Origin of the sequence: uncultured Photobacterium sp., from assembly GCF_947502415.1 — a bacterium.
Classification (GTDB): Bacteria; Pseudomonadota; Gammaproteobacteria; order Enterobacterales; family Vibrionaceae; genus Photobacterium.
Genome location: NZ_CANMZV010000010.1, coordinates 86,879 through 104,889, shown reverse-complemented (window position 1 = coordinate 104,889; position 18,011 = coordinate 86,879). Strand labels below are relative to the sequence as shown.

Annotated in this window: 14 protein-coding genes and 3 tRNA genes; 8 read left to right on the top strand and 9 right to left on the bottom strand. The window is 43.8% G+C overall.

Annotated features, from left to right (window positions below):
• The first annotated feature begins 81 nt into the window (after positions 1-81).
• The gene (gene asnA / locus Q0852_RS12500; RefSeq protein ID WP_299018381.1) at positions 82-1,089 is read left to right on the top strand and encodes an aspartate--ammonia ligase; all 1,008 of its coding nucleotides are present in this window, start codon (positions 82-84) and stop codon (positions 1,087-1,089) included.
• Between the two features lie 99 nt (positions 1,090-1,188).
• On the opposite strand, the gene Q0852_RS12495 is transcribed toward asnA, so the two are convergent.
• From Q0852_RS12495 to Q0852_RS12470, 6 genes are all read right to left on the bottom strand, one after another.
• On the bottom strand, positions 1,189-2,418 hold the full coding sequence (locus Q0852_RS12495; protein WP_299018379.1) for an RtcB family protein: 1,230 nt from the start codon (positions 2,416-2,418) through the stop codon (positions 1,189-1,191).
• Between the two features lie 181 nt (positions 2,419-2,599).
• Positions 2,600-2,676: transfer RNA gene (locus tag Q0852_RS12490), tRNA-Asp, on the bottom strand.
• Positions 2,677-2,717: 41 nt separating this feature from the next.
• Positions 2,718-2,808 (bottom strand) — tRNA-Ser (locus Q0852_RS12485).
• 130 nt (positions 2,809-2,938) lie between these two features.
• Positions 2,939-5,737, bottom strand: coding sequence for a pitrilysin family protein (locus Q0852_RS12480; RefSeq protein WP_299018377.1), 2,799 nt, complete (start codon positions 5,735-5,737; stop codon positions 2,939-2,941).
• Complete coding sequence (locus Q0852_RS12475; RefSeq protein WP_299018375.1) at positions 5,731-7,452, bottom strand: ABC transporter ATP-binding protein/permease; 1,722 nt, start codon at positions 7,450-7,452, stop codon at positions 5,731-5,733. Before Q0852_RS12475 ends, Q0852_RS12480 begins: the two co-directional genes overlap by 7 nt.
• A gap of 81 nt (positions 7,453-7,533) precedes the next feature.
• On the bottom strand, positions 7,534-9,897 hold the full coding sequence (locus Q0852_RS12470) for a TonB-dependent siderophore receptor (RefSeq protein WP_299018373.1): 2,364 nt from the start codon (positions 9,895-9,897) through the stop codon (positions 7,534-7,536).
• A gap of 153 nt (positions 9,898-10,050) precedes the next feature.
• Between Q0852_RS12470 and Q0852_RS12465 the strand changes: the two genes are divergently transcribed.
• From Q0852_RS12465 to Q0852_RS12440, 6 genes are read left to right on the top strand one after another with little or no spacing between them, the layout of a single operon-like run.
• A complete protein-coding gene (locus Q0852_RS12465) occupies positions 10,051-10,812 on the top strand; it encodes a DUF3450 domain-containing protein (RefSeq protein WP_299018371.1) in 762 nt (253 codons plus the stop codon).
• Positions 10,812-12,146, top strand: coding sequence for a MotA/TolQ/ExbB proton channel family protein (locus Q0852_RS12460; RefSeq protein WP_299018369.1), 1,335 nt, complete (start codon positions 10,812-10,814; stop codon positions 12,144-12,146). The genes Q0852_RS12465 and Q0852_RS12460 overlap by 1 nt, the downstream gene beginning before the upstream one ends.
• Positions 12,136-12,636 carry a MotA/TolQ/ExbB proton channel family protein gene (locus Q0852_RS12455; RefSeq protein WP_299018367.1) on the top strand — a complete coding sequence of 167 codons (501 nt, stop codon included), beginning with the start codon at positions 12,136-12,138 and terminating at the stop codon, positions 12,634-12,636. Before Q0852_RS12460 ends, Q0852_RS12455 begins: the two co-directional genes overlap by 11 nt.
• Before the next feature lie 3 nt (positions 12,637-12,639).
• Positions 12,640-13,047: a biopolymer transporter ExbD gene (locus Q0852_RS12450; protein ID WP_299018365.1), complete on the top strand. Its 408-nt coding sequence runs from the start codon at positions 12,640-12,642 to the stop codon at positions 13,045-13,047.
• A complete protein-coding gene (locus Q0852_RS12445) occupies positions 13,016-13,687 on the top strand; it encodes an energy transducer TonB (RefSeq protein WP_299018364.1) in 672 nt (223 codons plus the stop codon). Before Q0852_RS12450 ends, Q0852_RS12445 begins: the two co-directional genes overlap by 32 nt.
• Positions 13,671-14,900 carry a tetratricopeptide repeat protein gene (locus tag Q0852_RS12440; protein WP_299018362.1) on the top strand — a complete coding sequence of 410 codons (1,230 nt, stop codon included), beginning with the start codon at positions 13,671-13,673 and terminating at the stop codon, positions 14,898-14,900. Before Q0852_RS12445 ends, Q0852_RS12440 begins: the two co-directional genes overlap by 17 nt.
• A gap of 55 nt (positions 14,901-14,955) precedes the next feature.
• Here the strand turns inward: Q0852_RS12440 and Q0852_RS12435 are convergent, their stop codons facing one another.
• Positions 14,956-16,542, bottom strand: coding sequence for a methyl-accepting chemotaxis protein (locus Q0852_RS12435; RefSeq protein ID WP_299018495.1), 1,587 nt, complete (start codon positions 16,540-16,542; stop codon positions 14,956-14,958).
• On the opposite strand from Q0852_RS12435, the gene Q0852_RS12430 reads away from it, so the two are divergent.
• The gene (locus Q0852_RS12430) at positions 16,424-16,741 is read left to right on the top strand and encodes a hypothetical protein (protein ID WP_299018503.1); all 318 of its coding nucleotides are present in this window, start codon (positions 16,424-16,426) and stop codon (positions 16,739-16,741) included. The genes Q0852_RS12435 and Q0852_RS12430 overlap by 119 nt on opposite strands.
• Before the next feature lie 503 nt (positions 16,742-17,244).
• On the opposite strand, the gene Q0852_RS12425 is transcribed toward Q0852_RS12430, so the two are convergent.
• Together Q0852_RS12425 and Q0852_RS12420 are read right to left on the bottom strand one after the other, a co-directional pair.
• Positions 17,245-17,335 (bottom strand) — tRNA-Ser (locus tag Q0852_RS12425).
• 113 nt (positions 17,336-17,448) lie between these two features.
• Positions 17,449-17,943 (bottom strand): histidine phosphatase family protein, encoded by a 495-nt coding sequence (locus tag Q0852_RS12420; protein ID WP_299018360.1) that lies wholly within the window; start codon positions 17,941-17,943, stop codon positions 17,449-17,451.
• Positions 17,944-18,011: the final 68 nt, after the last annotated feature.

Below are 18,011 nucleotides of genomic sequence, written 5' to 3'. Positions count from 1 at the left end.
ACAAAATAATGGACGCTGCAATTTATATATCGTAATGTTCCCGTAATAAAAATATATAAATCAATAGCTAAGGAATGCTCCATGAGACTGGATGTGCCAGAAAATTACCAACCGCGACTGGGACTGCGCGATACGGAAGTTGCAATCAAAAAGCTTAAAGACTATTTCGAAGACGCCTTAGCTTACGAGCTGTATCTGACGCGGGTTTCTGCCCCTCTGTTCGTCAAACCAGAAACCGGGCTGAATGACAACCTTAGCGGCACCGAGCGTCCGGTGGATTTCGATTTGTTGGACGACAATGGCGCTCGAGTAGAAATCGTTCACTCGTTGGCAAAATGGAAGCGTATGGCGCTGGAACGCTATGGTTTCCAAAAAGACGAAGGCCTATACACGGATATGAATGCTATTCGCCGAGACGAAGAACTCGACAATATTCACTCTATCTATGTCGATCAGTGGGATTGGGAAAAAGTACTCGATAAATCGATGCGTCATGACGCCTACTTGCATACAACCGTAGAAAAAATCTATAACGCATTCCTTAAAACTGAAAACTACATCTATCAGGAATATCCAGTATTAGAAAAACGGCTTCCATCAAAGCTGACATTTGTTACCTCACAAGAATTACTGGAAAAATACCCGTATTTGACGCCAAAAGAGCGGGAAAATGCCATCTGCAAAGAACATGGCGCAGTATTTATTCAAAATATCGGCCATACACTATCGAACGGTGAAAGGCATGATGGTCGGGCTCCGGATTATGATGACTGGAATCTGAACGGTGACCTGTTGTTCTGGAACCCGGTATTGGATAGCGCGCTGGAACTTTCCTCTATGGGGATTCGTGTCTGTGAAGAGAGTCTGGCTGAGCAGTTGGCCATTGCCGGCTGTGAAGATCGCGCATCACTGCCGTTCCACAGCATGGTCTTAGACAAATCACTGCCTTATACCATCGGCGGAGGGATTGGTCAGTCACGCATTTGTATGTTCTTCTTGCAGAAAGTACACATTGGAGAAGTCCAATCTTCTATCTGGCCAGATGAAATGATTGCCGAGTGTGAAGCCAACAAGATCGTCTTGTTATAACAACGCTCACGTTAATAATGCTGCTATGGTCTGGCTAACACCGCTTAATTCGGTAGCCAGACCAGACAGAGGCTCGTAGTAGAGATATTAAAATTTCATCTAGCCTTTTACACACACTAGTTGGTGTAAAGAGTGTACAATTTCAACCAGATCATTTTGCGCGTCTAACACACTCATTATCGGCTTATACGCTTTGGGGTGCTCGTCGACCACCTCTGCGTCTTTGCGGCATTCCACACCTGCCGTATCCCGAATTTGATCTTCTACGGTGAATGTTTTCCTCGCTTGGGTGCGAGACATCACCCGGCCGGCACCATGACTGCAACTATTAAAGCTCTCGGGATTACCAAGCCCACGCACAATAAAAGAACTTGCCCCCATTGAACCGGGGATAATTCCCAATTCGCCTTTCCTTGCACTAATGGCTCCTTTGCGCGTGATCCATACTTGCTTGTTATAATGCAGCTCCTGCTGCACATAGTTATGGTGACAGTTCACCGCCTCCTCAGTCACTTCTATCGGTATCGGCAAAACAGAGCGAATTGCATCAACCACCCTTTGTGCCATGATACGTCGGTTAACTAAGGCGTACTCCTGCGCCCACTGAACAGCAGCCACATAATCATCAAAGTGCTGTGATCCCTCTTTTAGGTAGGCTAGATCCTTGTCTGGCAAATTACTAAGCTGCCTGCCCATATCTTTTCGGGCCAGATTAATAAAATATGTACCGATTTTATTACCTACACCACGAGAGCCACTGTGAAGCATGATCCACACTTGATTATTTTCATCAAGGCACAGCTCAATAAAATGGTTTCCCGTTCCTAGCGTTCCAAGGTGGTTAACATTGTTAGAATCAGCGATCGCTGGGTGCTTCGCAACAATCGCTTTAAATCCGGGCTCCAGCTTTTTCCACTCGGCCGCCACCATAGGGGGAATACTATGCCAAGCACCCTGGTCACGCCGAGCATTACCATGATGGGTTCTACCAACCGGAACAGCCTTTTCAATGGCAGTTCTGATTTCTTTTAAGTTTTCTGGTAACTGGGCTGCTGTTAAATTCAGCCGAGAAGCGATAAGGCCACAACCTAAATCGACACCTACTGCGGCTGGAATTATGGCTTTGACGGTAGGAATAACACTCCCGATGGTAGCACCTTTACCCATGTGTACGTCGGGCATTACTGCAATCCATTTATATATAATGGGAAGAGTTGCGACGTTGAGAACCTGTTGACGGGCTTGCTCTTCGAAGAAAACGCCTTTAACCCATGCTTTGATCGGTGCACCTTTGTCGCAGATCAGTTCAAAATTACTGTTGTGGCTCATTGTACTTTCCGGCTTTCAGCCTGCTATTAGAACTTACTTCTCCCTATTAAGCATACACCGCAACACTTTTCCCGTGGAAAGATATCAGAAAGGATTTGGTCAATTCATACCGGGTAATTATGTCAATCAAATTCAACACATACAAAAAAGCCCCAGTCTTTCGACTGAGGCTTCGTTGTAGTGGCGGAGCGGACGGGACTCGAACCCGCGACCCCCGGCGTGACAGGCCGGTATTCTAACCAACTGAACTACCGCTCCAATTCTGTACGAAGCCCAGCTATTAGCCAACTTCTAGAATGTGGCGGAGAGATAGGGATTTGAACCCTAGATACGCTACAAACGTATGCCGGTTTTCAAGACCGGTGCTTTCAACCACTCAGCCATCTCTCCGTAAGTGCGGCGAATAATACACAGCACTTTAATTACTGTAAAGACCTTAACCATCCAACTGCTCAACATTCAAACAAAGTCATCACTCTTTTTGATGCTTTGAATAAAAATAAAGCAAAATCAACGTCATTTAACTATTTGATCTATCATCTTTCGGCATCAGAACGGCTTCAAAACGCTCACTATGGTTGAGCATTTCCAATAATGTTTTATCAACAATGCTCTTTTCCAATTGTTCATTCAGCTTTTCCTGTGCATAAATCTCAGTCGGAACACCATAACGGGAATAGCTTTGGCTAATAACATCCAGCCAGCCCAAATTAGATTTAATCAAGCGCTGATAGCGGTCTTTACGCTGGTATCTAATATTATCTAGTCCTTGTTCAGAAATACCATCACGCTTAACCTGCGCCAGCACCTTGTCCGTTAACTGGATTAGCTCATCAACCCTTTCAGGCGCACACGTAAAGCTGATCCGGCCTACCGCATGCTCATCATCCGGTTCCTGCCAGAACCAGCTACTCACACCGTACACACCTGATGCCTCTTCACGCAGAACCTGACGCAACTCTTGCTGCACAAGATCGCCAGCCACATCTAACTGATAGTTCTTCTCCAGGCTCCAAGGCGTCTTCCAGCTCAGGTAAATCTCAACTTCCGAGCTTGGCTCTTGGTTTTTGTTCACGACCAAACGTTCTTTCGGTGACACAACGTCAAACTTACGCATTTCACGGTTCTGCGTTTTAACGGGTAATGATGCTAAATAACGTTTTACTTTCGGCAGCAACAGGCTCTCTTTGATATCACCAACAATGTAATAGGTGTAATCAGTCTTCGATAAAACATATTGCTGATAGGCAGCAATTAAGCTTTGACGGTTAACCGATTCAACATCCTGCTTCGTCAGGCTATAAACCGTTGGTTGTTCCGGATAACGCAGTGCAGATACCTTACGGGCAAACACATCTTCAGCATCACGGGATGCTTCCGATAAGCGCCGCACCATATCACGCTTGTATTCCGCGACGATTGCATCCGTAACAACCACTTCCTCATGTTTCAGGCGGAACAGCTTAAACAAAGTATCAATATCGCTACTGCGGCTCCAGCCAGAAAAACCTTGCTGGTGATCATCCAAAATAGTTGTGAACGCGATTGGTCGGCCATCCATGATGGTACGAAGCTCTTTACGGCTTAGCGAGCCCATACCAAACTCATCCACAACTTCAGCAGCGATTTTTACTTTGGAATAATCTTCCGCCGGCACCGACATTAAACCGCCATCAGTGTACATTTTGAAATGCACTTCATTTGGGGTGCTATCGCTATAGTTGTAGATCAGCTTCGAACCGTTGCTCAAACGGTATTCCTTAATCCCCAACGCAGGCCACTCTTTCTCCAGCGTTAGATCGCCGGCTTTGCTTGGCGCTGCAGGCAATTCGGCCGTCACTTTTTCCAACTGGTACTGCGGCTGAGGCTCGGTCATTGCGGTTTGCCATAGCTGTTCAGCTTGCTCAACGCTCAAACCTTGCTTAACCTCTCCATTAGGGTGAGTCAGCATCAACATACGAGCTTTCGGACTAAGCAATTTTGCAAAGGCGGCATTAACCTGTTCCAGCGTAACCTCTTTCAACAGCGCTTTATTTATCTTGAGCTGTACCTCATCACTCAAAATCAACTGGCCCGTAGCAGCACTGTCAACCATATCGCTGACCAGATCGATACTGTACGGCGACTCCATGGCCTTTTCACGACGGGCAAACAATGCATCAATTCGCTCGATTTCACCCTCAAATTCTGACGCTAAAAAGCCATGTTGTTTAATTTGTGCCAACATCGCAAACAGTGCTTTCGCTGACCGCTCAAATTCAGGTTCGGCTAGCTGAATGGAAAACAGATCCTGCGATGTTTCACGGCCCAGGCTGGTTGAGAAATAGGTCGCACTATTTATCAGTTCTGACTCTTTCTCCTGCCACTCCTGAAAACGAATATTTAGCAGCTTAGTCGCAATATTTTTAATAAAGCTCTGCTGATACGCCGTGAACGAATTATCTTCTTCGTAAGGAGTAAAGAAACTAAATTCCAGTGAAGAATCAGCACGGCTTGCTTCAGTTACTGACGCAACTCGCCATTTTTGAGGAACCGGCACAGAGTAATCAATCGGCTCCATTGCCTTTTCCGGCTTTTTCAAATACGAGAATTTTTCACTGATCAGCTGTTTGATCTGATTACCATCAACATCACCAGCCACCACCAGCGACATATTATCTGCCCGGTACCAGCGGTAGTAAAAATCTGCGACACGATCGACCGCAACATTATTGATGGTATAAACATCACCAATCGGATCACGCTGCAAATAGCGCGATCCCACCATTTCCACCGCCGACTTTTTATCAGCAAGGCGCAGTTGCGGGCCAAGGCGACTACGCCACTCTTCCATAACTACCCCGCGCTCGGCATCAAGATCTGCCTGCAGGAAAGTTACCCGGCCAGTCCACTCGGCAACAATATCCATTGCCAAACTGATCATCTCTGGTTCATTACTTGGCAGGTTAAGAATATAAACCGTATTTTCAAAGTCGGTAAATGCATTAATATCAACACCGAACTTCATACCCACCTTTTCCAGCTCGTCGATCAGGCTATTTCCCGGATAATTCTCCGTTCCGTTAAATGCCATATGCTCGACAATATGAGCCACACCACTTTGGTCGTCATCTTCGTTCATTGAACCAGCATTGACGACCAAGCGGATATAAACACGATCATCTGGCTTTGCATTTGGCGCCAGATAATACTTAAAACCATTATCCAACTCGCCTTTTTCGACCAAATTATGATAAGGCAACTGTGCATATTGGGTACTGACGCTGGCACAAGAAAGCAGCGAAAAACACAGTACAGTACACAACAACTTCTTTAACATACGACTTCCTTCACCAACAGATTCTTCTGTTTACATACCGTCAGATGGTGTTTATGCCAGTTCACAGAGCTTGAACGGTGGCTGATTGAGATTACGCGAGTAGAACCAAGCTGCTCTTCTAAAAGGGCATACATGGCTTGCTCACTGTCTTCATCTATGGCTGAAAGTGCCTCGTCAAGGAATAGCCAGTCCGGTTGATGCACCAAGGCACGAGCAATCATCACCCGTTGCAGCTCACCACCAGACAAGCGATGCTGCCATAGCTCCGTTGCGTCGATATCTGCACTTATCTTTGATAGACCAACCGCATTCAGGGCACCGACAAAAACATCATCACTCCATTGTTCTGCCGACTGTGGGTAGCTCAGCACTTCGCGCATAGAAGCATGAGGTAAATAGCCACGCTGAGGAATAAACATGCAGCTGCTATCTTGCGGCATCACAACCTGCCCTTGCTTAAACGGCCAGATCCCCGCCAAAGTTCGGAATAATGTACTTTTACCGCAACCCGAAGGGCCGCTGATCATTGTATTGACTTCAAATGCGCCCGTTCCGGCATCAAACAAGACTTCAGCCTCAGGGTTAATCACCGACAGATTTTCCCATCGTGGTTCCTGGCCTGGTTGAATCGAAACGCTTGAGTCCGGCAATTGTTCTAACTGAACATGGAAATTAATTAATCGGTCGGTAACCGCTTTCCACTCAGCAACTGATTCATAAGAGTCGACAAACCAACTGAACGCTTCTTGTACACGATAGAAACCTGTGGCTGTCTGCATCATGTCACCCAGTTGAAGCGCACCACTCATTAATCGCGGCGCTGCGACCAAGTACGGGAAAATACGTGCGACCTCGTTATAACCGCTATTAAATGCGTTATAGCGAAGCTTCATCATGGTCAGTTGCTGCCAGTTTTGCCATACACGCTCAAATAAACCACCAGCCCTGTTACGTTCGGCATTTTCGCCATTTTGCAAGGTAATCGATTCAGCATGTTCACGAACGCGCATTAAATGAAAACGGAAGTTAGCCTCGTGCCTTTCCTGTTCAAAATTTAATTTAGTTAACGGCTTAGCGACTTTATGGGTCAACCAGGTTCCGACAATGGAATATAAAATTGCCACCCAAACCATATAACCAGAAATAACCCATTCACTGCCAGCAAATTCAAATTCCAACTGACCGGAAAGGTTCCAAAGAATAACCACAAATGAGAATAAGCTTGTAACAGTACGAAGAAGCCCTAGCCCCATACTTAATGTGCTGTCACAAAACTCTTTTATATCATTTGTTATACGTTGATCCGGGTTATCCGTTGCGCCTTTCATTGCCTGATGGCGGAATAAACGATTATCTTTAAGCCACTGACTTAAATATGCATCGGTTAACCAACGACGCCAGCGAATTCGAAGCGTACGACGCAGATAATCCTCACCCAAGTCAACCAAGGTGAAGATACCCATGATCCAGACAAAATTACCCAACAGCGGCCAGAAATTATGCCACTCTTTGTTTTGCATTAAATTAAAAAAGTCCCGGTTCCAGTCACTGTATAAAACAGCAAGCTGAACCGTACCAAAGTTAAGGGCAATAATGGTTACAAGTAAAATACGCGCCAGCCATTTCTCATGGCTTTTCCAATAAGGCGACGCTAAATTCCAAACCTGCAGTAAAAAATGCCGATTCGAGAGCGTAATAAGATTATTCAGCTGCATAATTTAAGCTTCTAGATAAAAACGACAATAAGCTCTGCACTATATTGTGCAGAGCTTAGGTTTATTGATTAATAAAACGAATTAGAAGTTATAACCCACTTCCAGCCATAGCTGACGGCCAGGAGAGTACAGACCGTAATCACCATTACCACTATTTGCCTGAGTGCCAAAACGACGAGTTTCATTCAATACATTCAGCAAATCGGCTTGGAAATAAATATCCTGACTCAGCCAAGTTGATGGCTGCCAGCGCAGTTGGGTATCCCATTGGGTATGAGCATCAAACTTATAGCTCTTATATCTGCGAGGCGTAAATTCACCGACTTCTTCGTAGCCCTGAACAGGCGCCTTGATATAAACCTTATTACTCCAAGTAAGCTCATGCTCTGGAAGTTTCATATCCAGACCAAGACGAATATTCCACTCTTCTTGACTGCTGTTTATTTGCGCTTCCATCTCTCGCAATGTCATGTCTTTACCATCGAGACTCACAGGCTCATTTGGGTCCTGATTTGCCTTCAGGTCATCGCGATCGGTATTTAACCAGTCAAAGCCTAATGTCGTATTCCACAATGTCGAGCCAATAACCCACGGCTGAATGTTGCTGATTTGCAAAGTGTACACATCAACGTGATAGTCTTCACCATTAATGTATTCATCCAGCTTCTTACCATCCAGTGTATTGGTTCTACGCAGAATCAGGCGATCTTTGTTTTCACGCCAAATATAACGAGCAGCAAGAGTAAAGTTACCAATGTTCTGATCAACACCAAAAGTTAGCTCATCTGCATGCGGTGTTTTAAAGTTTTTAATATCTTCAAACCGACGAGTAGTGTCTTTGCTTAATTCAGTTACGCCTTCAGAAAGCTTCATTGCAGCAAAAGAACGCCCATAATAACGGTTAGCTCCTGCAATAAAGCGTGTATTCGACAATGCTTGCCATGTAGTAGAAAAACGTGGTGCAACATTCAAGTTTTCTAAATAATCATCACGCTCAACACGTACACCAGGACGGAAAGACCAATTACCCACCGCCATGCTGTTATCAATGTACGCAGAATAACTTCGGTAATCTGTAGTTACAGTGCCTTTAAAAGCAATGTCATGATGATCAACACTCTCCCCCCAACCAGGGATTGATAAAGTCATTGTCTGATGTACATCACCAAAGCGTTTAAAATTGTATTTTGTCTCTGTTACTGATAAACCACTCGTCACACGATGTTGCAAACCTAGAGCATTAAACGAATTCGATTTGTAGTCAATTTTTACAGTTGCATTCCGCTGCCTTAATTCACTATCACCATAGCCACCATCACGGTATATTTTATCATCAACATAAGCTTCTATGACCTTCGCACTATTTGAATCACGGCTATCATTAAAATCATCATAAGATGCCGTTGTCGTCAACAAACCGGTCACAATCGGTTGCTGCCAACTTACTGTGGCACCATACGCACGATGTTGATCGACAAAATTATTCTGAACGAAATCGTCATAAAACTGCCCCGATTCATATGCAGAATATCGTAGGCTAAGATCCAACTTCTTATCGGCAACTGGTTGCCAACGGAAGTTAACCATCACATTATCAATCAGGCGAGTTTGTTCCTGCTCATCGATTGTACCTTCCTTATCAACAACACGATTTTGAGTAATGTCTGATTCGCGACGGCTTACTCCCACGACCATACCAAGCTCATCAGTCAAACCTTGTTCGATAACAAGATTTACGAAATCCTTTTTATATTTAGGCTGAAGCTCAGCATCATAAGTACCAGACGCTTTTTCATATTCTTTTCTAACCGTGTCATCAATCTGCATTTCAGCTAAATGATGATTTGTAGTACGGTAATTAACACCAACTCGATCGACACCAGAATAGAACAAACTTTCGGCAACAATAGCACCACCGGTAAAGCCACCTAAACTCGCAGGTACATTACTGTCATAAACAGTAACGCTGCCAATCATCGATGAATCATAAAAATACGCCTGCTCAGAGCTCGAACCAGGTAGAACACCTACACCGTCTGAATTCAGTGTTCCTAGTGGGTCAATATCGTTATTAATATTAATACCATCGACCATATACGCCGTCTGGCTGCTTGGTGCACCATTAATTGAAACACCGGCAGGTTTAATTTCACCATTCTGGAAACCATTTTCGGCATCTTTTTCGAAACGCACATTCACGTTCGACTTTAGTAGATCCGTCATATTGCCGTTTCCGTCCGGCGTATTTCGGATTGTTTCACGGTCAATGATCGCTTTTGATGTCAGGCCATCATCCGCCTGATCAACGACAACAACCTCTTGTATCTCTTTTTCGGGATGTTCGTTACTCTCTACATCAGATGCAGCATAAACAGAACTTGCAGCAAATCCTGTCACAGCCATCCCTGCTGTTAACAAAATGTGTTGAATTTTTATTATTTTCATAACTATATCTGGCTCTTATTTGAATTAGGAGCAATAAGGAGTCTTGAGACGAGGGATGCTACCAGCCACAAATAACAATGTAAATGATAATTGCTATCACTACTGTTTGGATGTATATTCCACAACCTAATTTGTTTCACACCTAATAACCACATGAAAAGAAACCTTTGGCTATCTTTGGCGTTGTTTAGCCTATCTGCACTGACACCTATAACTCGGGCCGATTCCCATCTTGAACCAGTTATAGAAACGCAAAAGAAAGCACTGGATTCAGCGTCACTAACGCACAAAAAAATCGAAACCATCGATGACAACACTGATGTGCTTATTCAGGAATTTCACAATGTTCTGCGCGAAACGGCATTAACATCGAAATACAATCAAAATTTGTCGGATCAAATTGCGGAACAAGAAAAGCAGAAACAACGTCTGATAGAACAGCGAGCATCACTGGCTCGCACTCGCCAACAGCTCATTCCGCAAATGGGCAATATGATTGACGTTCTGGATCAATTCATCACCAACGATGTGCCATTTCTTTGGGATGAACGACAGGCAAGAATTCAAGAAATAAAAAAACTGCAAGGTAACCCTACTCTGGATACCAGCGATAAGTTTCGCCGTATTCTAGAAGCCTACCAAATAGAAACAGAATACGGTTCCACAATTGAAAGCTGGCAAGCACCACTTCCATTTAGTGATTCACCAACCTTAATGACGCAGCTTCGAATTGGCCGATTAGCACTTTATTACCTAACGCCAGATCAGCAACAAGGTGGAATGTGGAATAGCCAATCAAAGAGCTGGATAGTACTTTCCGATGAAGGCATCCGCCAGGTAAGCAATGCAATTAAGCTGGCAGAACAACAAATTTCGCCACAACTTCTTTCACTTCCAGTTTATCGAGCTGACTAATGAAAAAAATTATTCTAATTATGATCAGTGCTGTGATCACCAACACAGGTTACAGTAACGAACTCGATAGCCTGCTAAAAAAAGTCCAGCAAGGCTACCAACAAGAAATAGCCCTTGATAAAGCACAGCTTGAAAAATTTAAGGCTCTTAACACGCAACAAATTGAAGCAACGAATGCGGCAAAAAAGCGACTGACAACGCTGAATATCCAAACAGATCAATTCATTAGTAAAATTGATCATAATCGAAATGAAATTGCAGAGCTTACTCGCAAATTAGCCGAGGAAAGTGCTGACCTTCAGCAGGTGTTTAAACAATTAAACTCAGCGGCAAGCGAGCTTGATCATCACCTTAAAAACTCAATGCTTTCAGCCCAGTTTCCTGATGAACAGAATCGTCTAACACCATTACTGAATACCAAGTACCAACCGAATAGCCAGGATATCCAGCACCTTTGGGCTGGTTATCTTCTTCAGATGGTTGAAAGCGGAAAAATTGCTTCTTTTGATTCTTCAGTCGTGCTACCAAATGGTGCGATTGAGCAACGCCTGATCACCCGATTAGGAACATTCACGGCCTTTGACCAAAACGGATATGTCCGTTACCTGGAAAATAATGGCGCGTTTATGTTGCTACCTAAACAACCGCAAGGTAAACCGCTTGATCTGATTACACAGTTTGAGCAACAAACATCAGGCCCTGCAACGGTAACCATCGATCCATCACGCGGCACCCTGATTGCGATCGCCGGCGATCAACCTGACAACTGGCAGCGTATTCAGCAAGCAGGTGTCGTCGGCTATTTAATTTTGCTGGTTGGGTGTGTTGGTCTCATTATTTCGGCGATCCAGGGAATCAGGCTTTTCCGCCAAAATAAACAAATTCAACATCAGCGAATGAACCTTGATCAGCCAGGTGATAATCCGCTAGGTAGGATCCTGAAAGTTGGCCGTCAAACCAATATCAAAGCAGAGCAACTTAGTCGTTTATTGGACGAAGTCGTTCTTGGGGAGATCCCACTACTCAAAAAAGGTTTACCAACCCTCGCCGTTCTTGCTGGAATTGCTCCTTTATTAGGCTTGTTAGGTACAGTATCCGGGATGATTGAAACATTTCAGGCCATTACTGCATTTGGTAATGGTAGCCCGAAAATCCTGTCATCAGGTATTTCTCAGGCATTGTTGACCACGGCTCTTGGACTTGTTGTCTCCATACCTTTGGTACTGATCCACTGCCTTCTTAACAATAAAAGTAACGCTCTGATCCATATCCTTGAACACCAGGGAGCCGGACTGATCGCGCTGCGCGAAGTGGATGAAAGCCATGATCAATGATGCCTTCGAACAATTTATACGAGGCAGTGTAATCTTTTGGCTCATTATGCTGGTGTCATGCCTGATGTGGTATCTGATCGGTACCGCCTTCTTTAAACAGTGGCAATACCGTAAAGAACTAACAGCATCCTATTCATCATTATGGGCAAAACTACAAAAGAATAAACGTGCTAACGAGAGCAGCCGCGGCTGCCTTGTTAACCTTTTTTCCCAATATATGTATTCACATCAAATGATGATTAATACACTGGCAAAAATACTGCCGCTTCTTGGGCTGCTCGGTACAGTTAACGGCATGATAACAACTTTTCAAAGTATGACTGCCGAGGTTGGCAGTTACCTGTCATTTTCTGTCGGTATAGCCAGTGCCCTGCTCACAACACTGGCTGGCTTAGTGACTTCATTATCAGGTGTATTTTTTCATCATCGACTTAAACAGCGTGCCCAAAAATTTACTCTGACATTTTCCCAGCAATTATCCCGAGTATGACCGATGCGTAATTACCACTCGACTGACAACCAGGATTCCGTTGACATCAATATGACGCCACTTATCGATATGGTGTTCATTCTGCTCATCTTCTTCTTGGTAAGTGCCTCTTTTACCAAGCTCAACAGTATTGAAGTAAACCGTCCTGACAGTAGTATCAGCGACACACAGACAGCTAAAAATATCGTTGTTTCTATAGATCAAGAAGGCACAATTTGGCTGGATAAAAACCCGATAGATATCCGTTTCGTCAAAAGTGAAATCAAAAGCCGAGCACAACAAAGTGAGCAAGTCTCTGTGGTGATCAATGCCGATAGCAATGTGGCGACAGGTAAATTAATAGAAACATTAGATCAGGTTCGCCTGGCAGGAGTCAGCAATGTCGCCGTTGCTACCAACAAAAAAAGTTAGTATCTATATTATGGGCGGCATACTGGCGCTGGTCATTAATGCCATCTTGGTTGTCATTATGAACACCTTAGTCTGGGGCACACCACCAAAAACATCATCACAGGAAATGCAGCTTTCATTCAGGCAATTTCGCACGCCTGAAGAGCAGCTACAGCCGGAAGAACCAACTGAACTGGCGCACACGGCTGAACAACCAGCGGTCAGCCAATTACCCATGCCGGAAATTAACCTGTCGGTTTCCAAAATTAGTCCGGTTCAGGCCATCGCCTTACCAGCAATGACCGCAACCGAATTTAGTCTCGAGCTATCTCTGACAAAGGTTGATCTGACGCTTGTAACCTCTAACAGTACGCTTCGATCCAATATTTCCAGCGGCCTGATTTCAGCGACACCTGTTTTCCAACTGCCTCCGCAATATCCGCCAAGAGCAAAACAGATGGGAATTGAAGGAGAAGTCTTACTTCATTTGTTTATTGAAGAAAATGGCAAGGTGTCAAAAGTTAAAGTTATTTCAGAACAACCTGTTGGCGTATTTGCCCAATCCGCAACCCGAGCGGCTTACCGCTGGCGTTTTCAGCCACCAGCTGCAGGCCAGTCACCTTGGCAACAATTAAAAATCAGTTATGTACTTAACAAATAAATTCTGCGCGCTCTTTTTCATGCTGGCCGCATTTAGCGTTAATGCCATCGAAGTCTCACCAGAGATCTATCAATCTTACCAACGCATCCAAAAGGCCATGGAACGTTCACCGGAAGAAGCTTCTGCAGCAGTTGAGCAGTTTTATACATTTTCCAAGACTCAGCCGGAGACGGTAAAACTGTTGGCGGCCAATTTGTACCTGCAAAACTGCATGGTCTTAACAAACTATTCATGCGCACTTCAACGAATCCAGGAAATGGTGGAGTATAAACTAACGCCGGAGCAAGCCCTTAACTTCAACTTACTTGGTGCCCAATTAAGCTATCAACAGCAGTTATACCCTCTTACCACCTCATTTTTATCCCGGTGGTTCCCAGTGGCAAACAGTCAGTTGAATAAGATCAAACAAACTAATCCAGCACAGTATAAAGACAAAAAAACAGAACTAGCCAATAACTATCTTTTTTCAGCTCACGCTTACCTACAACAGGATAAAACAGAACTTGCTATTCGCGATGTATTACAAGCTCTGGAAATTGAACAGCGAAAAGAAAACGATTACCGTCTGTTACTCTCTTTGTATGAAAAAACACAACAAAAGGCGAAAGCCAGAGGGTTACTTATTACAATGACCAAGCTGTTCCCTGCTAACGGAGACTACTGGGAACGACTAGGTTATAACTACCTTGAAAATCAGGAACCGAAGAAAGCGCTCAATATCCTGGCAGCAGCGTTTAACTCAGATATATTACCAGATCGCTCATGGCCTTTACTGGCTCAGCTCTATATCAGTCAATCTGTGCCACATAAGGCTGTCACCGTATTAGAGCGAGCAAAAGAAGAGAATCGGATAAAAGATACAAAAGCGTATTATCAGATACTAACAAACGCGAACCTTGTCGGTCGCGATCACAGCGCGGTACTTAAAACCTTAAATACCATTGAGCAGATCCAGCAACTGACTCCGGCACAGCTTGCACAAAAAGCTCAAATCGCTTTCAGGTTAGGCAAGTGGCAAGTAGCACAAAAGGCATTAACCTCTTTGGTCACCAGCGAACCAACAAATGCCCAATGGCGTTTTATGCTGGCTATCTGTTGCTATGAACTAAAAGAGTACACGCTGTCGAATGAACACCTTCGCCAGGTTAAAGCTCCTGAATATGATGCGATAGTTCAACAATGGCTTAAACAAATCGAATATTTGAATAGTTAAAAAAAACCGCTGCCCATAAGCAGCGGTTTTTTATTATCTTTTAATAGTCAATTGGTTAAGAAACACGGAACCGGCTCATCATTGCCTGCAAATTAGCTGCCAGCTGGCTAAGTTCGACACTCGCCTGAGCAGTTTGACCAGCTCCTGCTGCCACTTCTTTCGATGACAGGTTAATACTCTCGACGTTACGTCCCAGCTCTTCTGCCACGGAATCCTGCTCACTGCAAGCACTCGCAATTTGCTGTCCCATATCCGCTATCTGAACGATGCTCTGTTCGATACTCTCCATCGTTTTACCGGTATTCTGGCTCTGAGTAACACAGCCTCGGATCATGCTACAGCTTTCTGTTGTCGCCTCTTTAGCTTCTGTGGCACTTTTTTGCAATTTATCAATGATTGCAACAATCTCACCCGTCGAGTCCTGGGTACGACCAGCCAGAGTACGAACCTCATCTGCTACGACAGCAAATCCACGACCTTGTTCACCGGCTCGAGCAGCCTCAATCGCAGCATTAAGCGCCAACAAGTTAGTCTGATCAGCGATATCACGGATAACATCCACGACCATGCTGATATTGTTAGACTCGCTTTCAAGCTGCTCAACCAGCTGACCGGCATTTTCAATCTCTTGTGATACCCGCAAGATTGATTCAATACTCTGCTGAATATCCTGGCAACCCAGCTTAGCTTCATCATTTGCCGAGGAAGCGGATACCGAAGCCATTTCAGTATTACTAGCAACCTCAGCGACAGTTGCTTTCATCTGATCCATGGCCGTTGCAACCATAGTGATCTCATTTTGCTGTTGCTGCATCCCTTGAGATGACTGCTCAGATATTGCGCTGACTTCTTCAACGGCGGCACTAAGCTGAGTAACAGCAGCCACAATCTCTTCAACAAGCACACGCAGGTTATCCTGCATTTTCATACTGGAATCAGCCAACTGACCCAGTTCATCATTACCTATTTCATCACGATTTAAGTGATGAGTAAGATTACCTGACGCAATTTCACTCGATAAATTCATCACCTGATTTAACGGACGACAGATCTGACGGGTCAGAAATAAGTTCATCAGCACCATAAAGAATGCAAGTGCAGAAACAACGGCAAAAGAAATGCTGCTAACCCGATCCGTACTCGCCAGCATATCGTTACGATTACGCTGAATAAAATCTAAATTAATCTCTTTCAACTTATCTAATGCAGAGGTCAAGGCTTGAAATTCATCAAAGGTACCAGCAAGAATCGGCTGCGCCGTAGCCAAATCTCCCTTTGCAGCCGCTTTAGCAAAGCCATTTAGCGACTCCTGATAACCTCTCCAAGCCTTGTTAATATCTCTAAGCACCTGCAACTCGTACTCACCAGCATAAGATTCAACTGCAGTGCGATATGCATCCATCATCTTCTCAATTTGCCTATTTTGCTGATCAGCTTTATCAATTCTTTGACGGATCTTTTTAGAGTCGCTGTAGGTTAAAATTGCATACTGAGTACGGCGAACATAAGACAACTCAAATATTATGTCTTCAACAGACATAAGGCTTGGTATCGTAGAGTCAGCAAAATTTAACACCCCTGAACGAATTACTTTCAACTCGCCCATCAAAAATATGCCAAATGCAATAATTATTGCTGTTATCAACGTAAAAACGACAGCAATTTTCTTACCTATTGATAAATTTTTATATACCATTATTAACAACCAGATTATTTCACTTGATTTAATTTATCACAATCGCCTAAATAAGATTATGATTAAGAAAGCAGACTCATACTCTCTGGGTATAAAACACCCTGAAATTAAAAAACAACAACCTTTAAATAAGACCACAAAATAAGCGGTAAATTATATTATTATAGCTATCAGGTTATATTCACGAAAAGCAAATACGCTTATTGAATGAAGATAGCAACAAACATACCCAATGCCAATTGAATGATGATTTTCATCCCAGTAAAATTGTAACCATATTATCTTTAGGTCGTTATTGACACATATATTGCTAATAAATACGTTTATGTGCTTGCAAGAATTTCACTTTTAATGGGCAATTCATTCCAAAAACTCGGGTATCGTAAATATGGCGAAAGAGCACAATAAGCATGCCGGAAAAGTGAATAGGTCTGTCACATACCCTTACACCGAGCTACCAATAAACAACGAGATAAAAGCCATGAATACATTCACAGCCGTTATTATTGCGTTTACGTGGACGAAATAAATATCCCTAATTGCTGTTTGATCTTGTTTGTTACGCTGGTAATTGAACGTCGAAGGGGGAATCTACTTTAGATTTAAGATATAAAAAAACCGCTGATAGTTCAGCGGTTTCTCTAGAAGTGGCGGAGAGATAGGGATTTGAACCCTAGATACGCTACAAACGTATGCCGGTTTTCAAGACCGGTGCTTTCAACCACTCAGCCATCTCTCCGTAAGTGCTGCAAATAATATATAGCATTAAGTTCGTTGTAAAGCCTATTAACAGGAGTTAAAAACCAAGCGATCAAATCAACACCAAAGCGAACAATTAGCTATCACCAAGTTTTATTTTACCTTCTTTCTCTTTGGATAATCATAATAAATCGTAACCGCTGGCTCACTGGTAATGGCTTGCCAGCAATCAACCTCAAACCCAAAAACAACAACGCCGCAAGTCGGTAAATTCTCAAGCGCAAAACCCAAGCGATTAATCAGCTCATTGAGTGCCGGGTTATGACATATCACCATTAATCGATCGACTTGTTTCGGGCTTCCTTCAATCACCTCAAGTAACTCATCGGCAGATTCTGTATACAGTTCGGGACAAATTTCCAATCTCGGCTGGCCTGTAAGCCCCTGAACAAAGAAAGAAGCGGTCTGTGCCGCTCTCAGCGCAGTACTCGATATGATTAACTGTGGACCGGTTTTCCAAGCATCAAGACGGAAAACCATGTCTGGTACATTCTTCATGCCCCGTTCACTCAACGGCCGATCGAAATCATCTAAAGTAAGATCATCCCAAGAAGACTTTGCATGACGAACAAGAAAAAGTAGCTTCATTCCCAACTTCCCTCTTGCTGCATATAACAATTATATAAAATGCTTTAGGAATAGGTATGAAAGTAAAA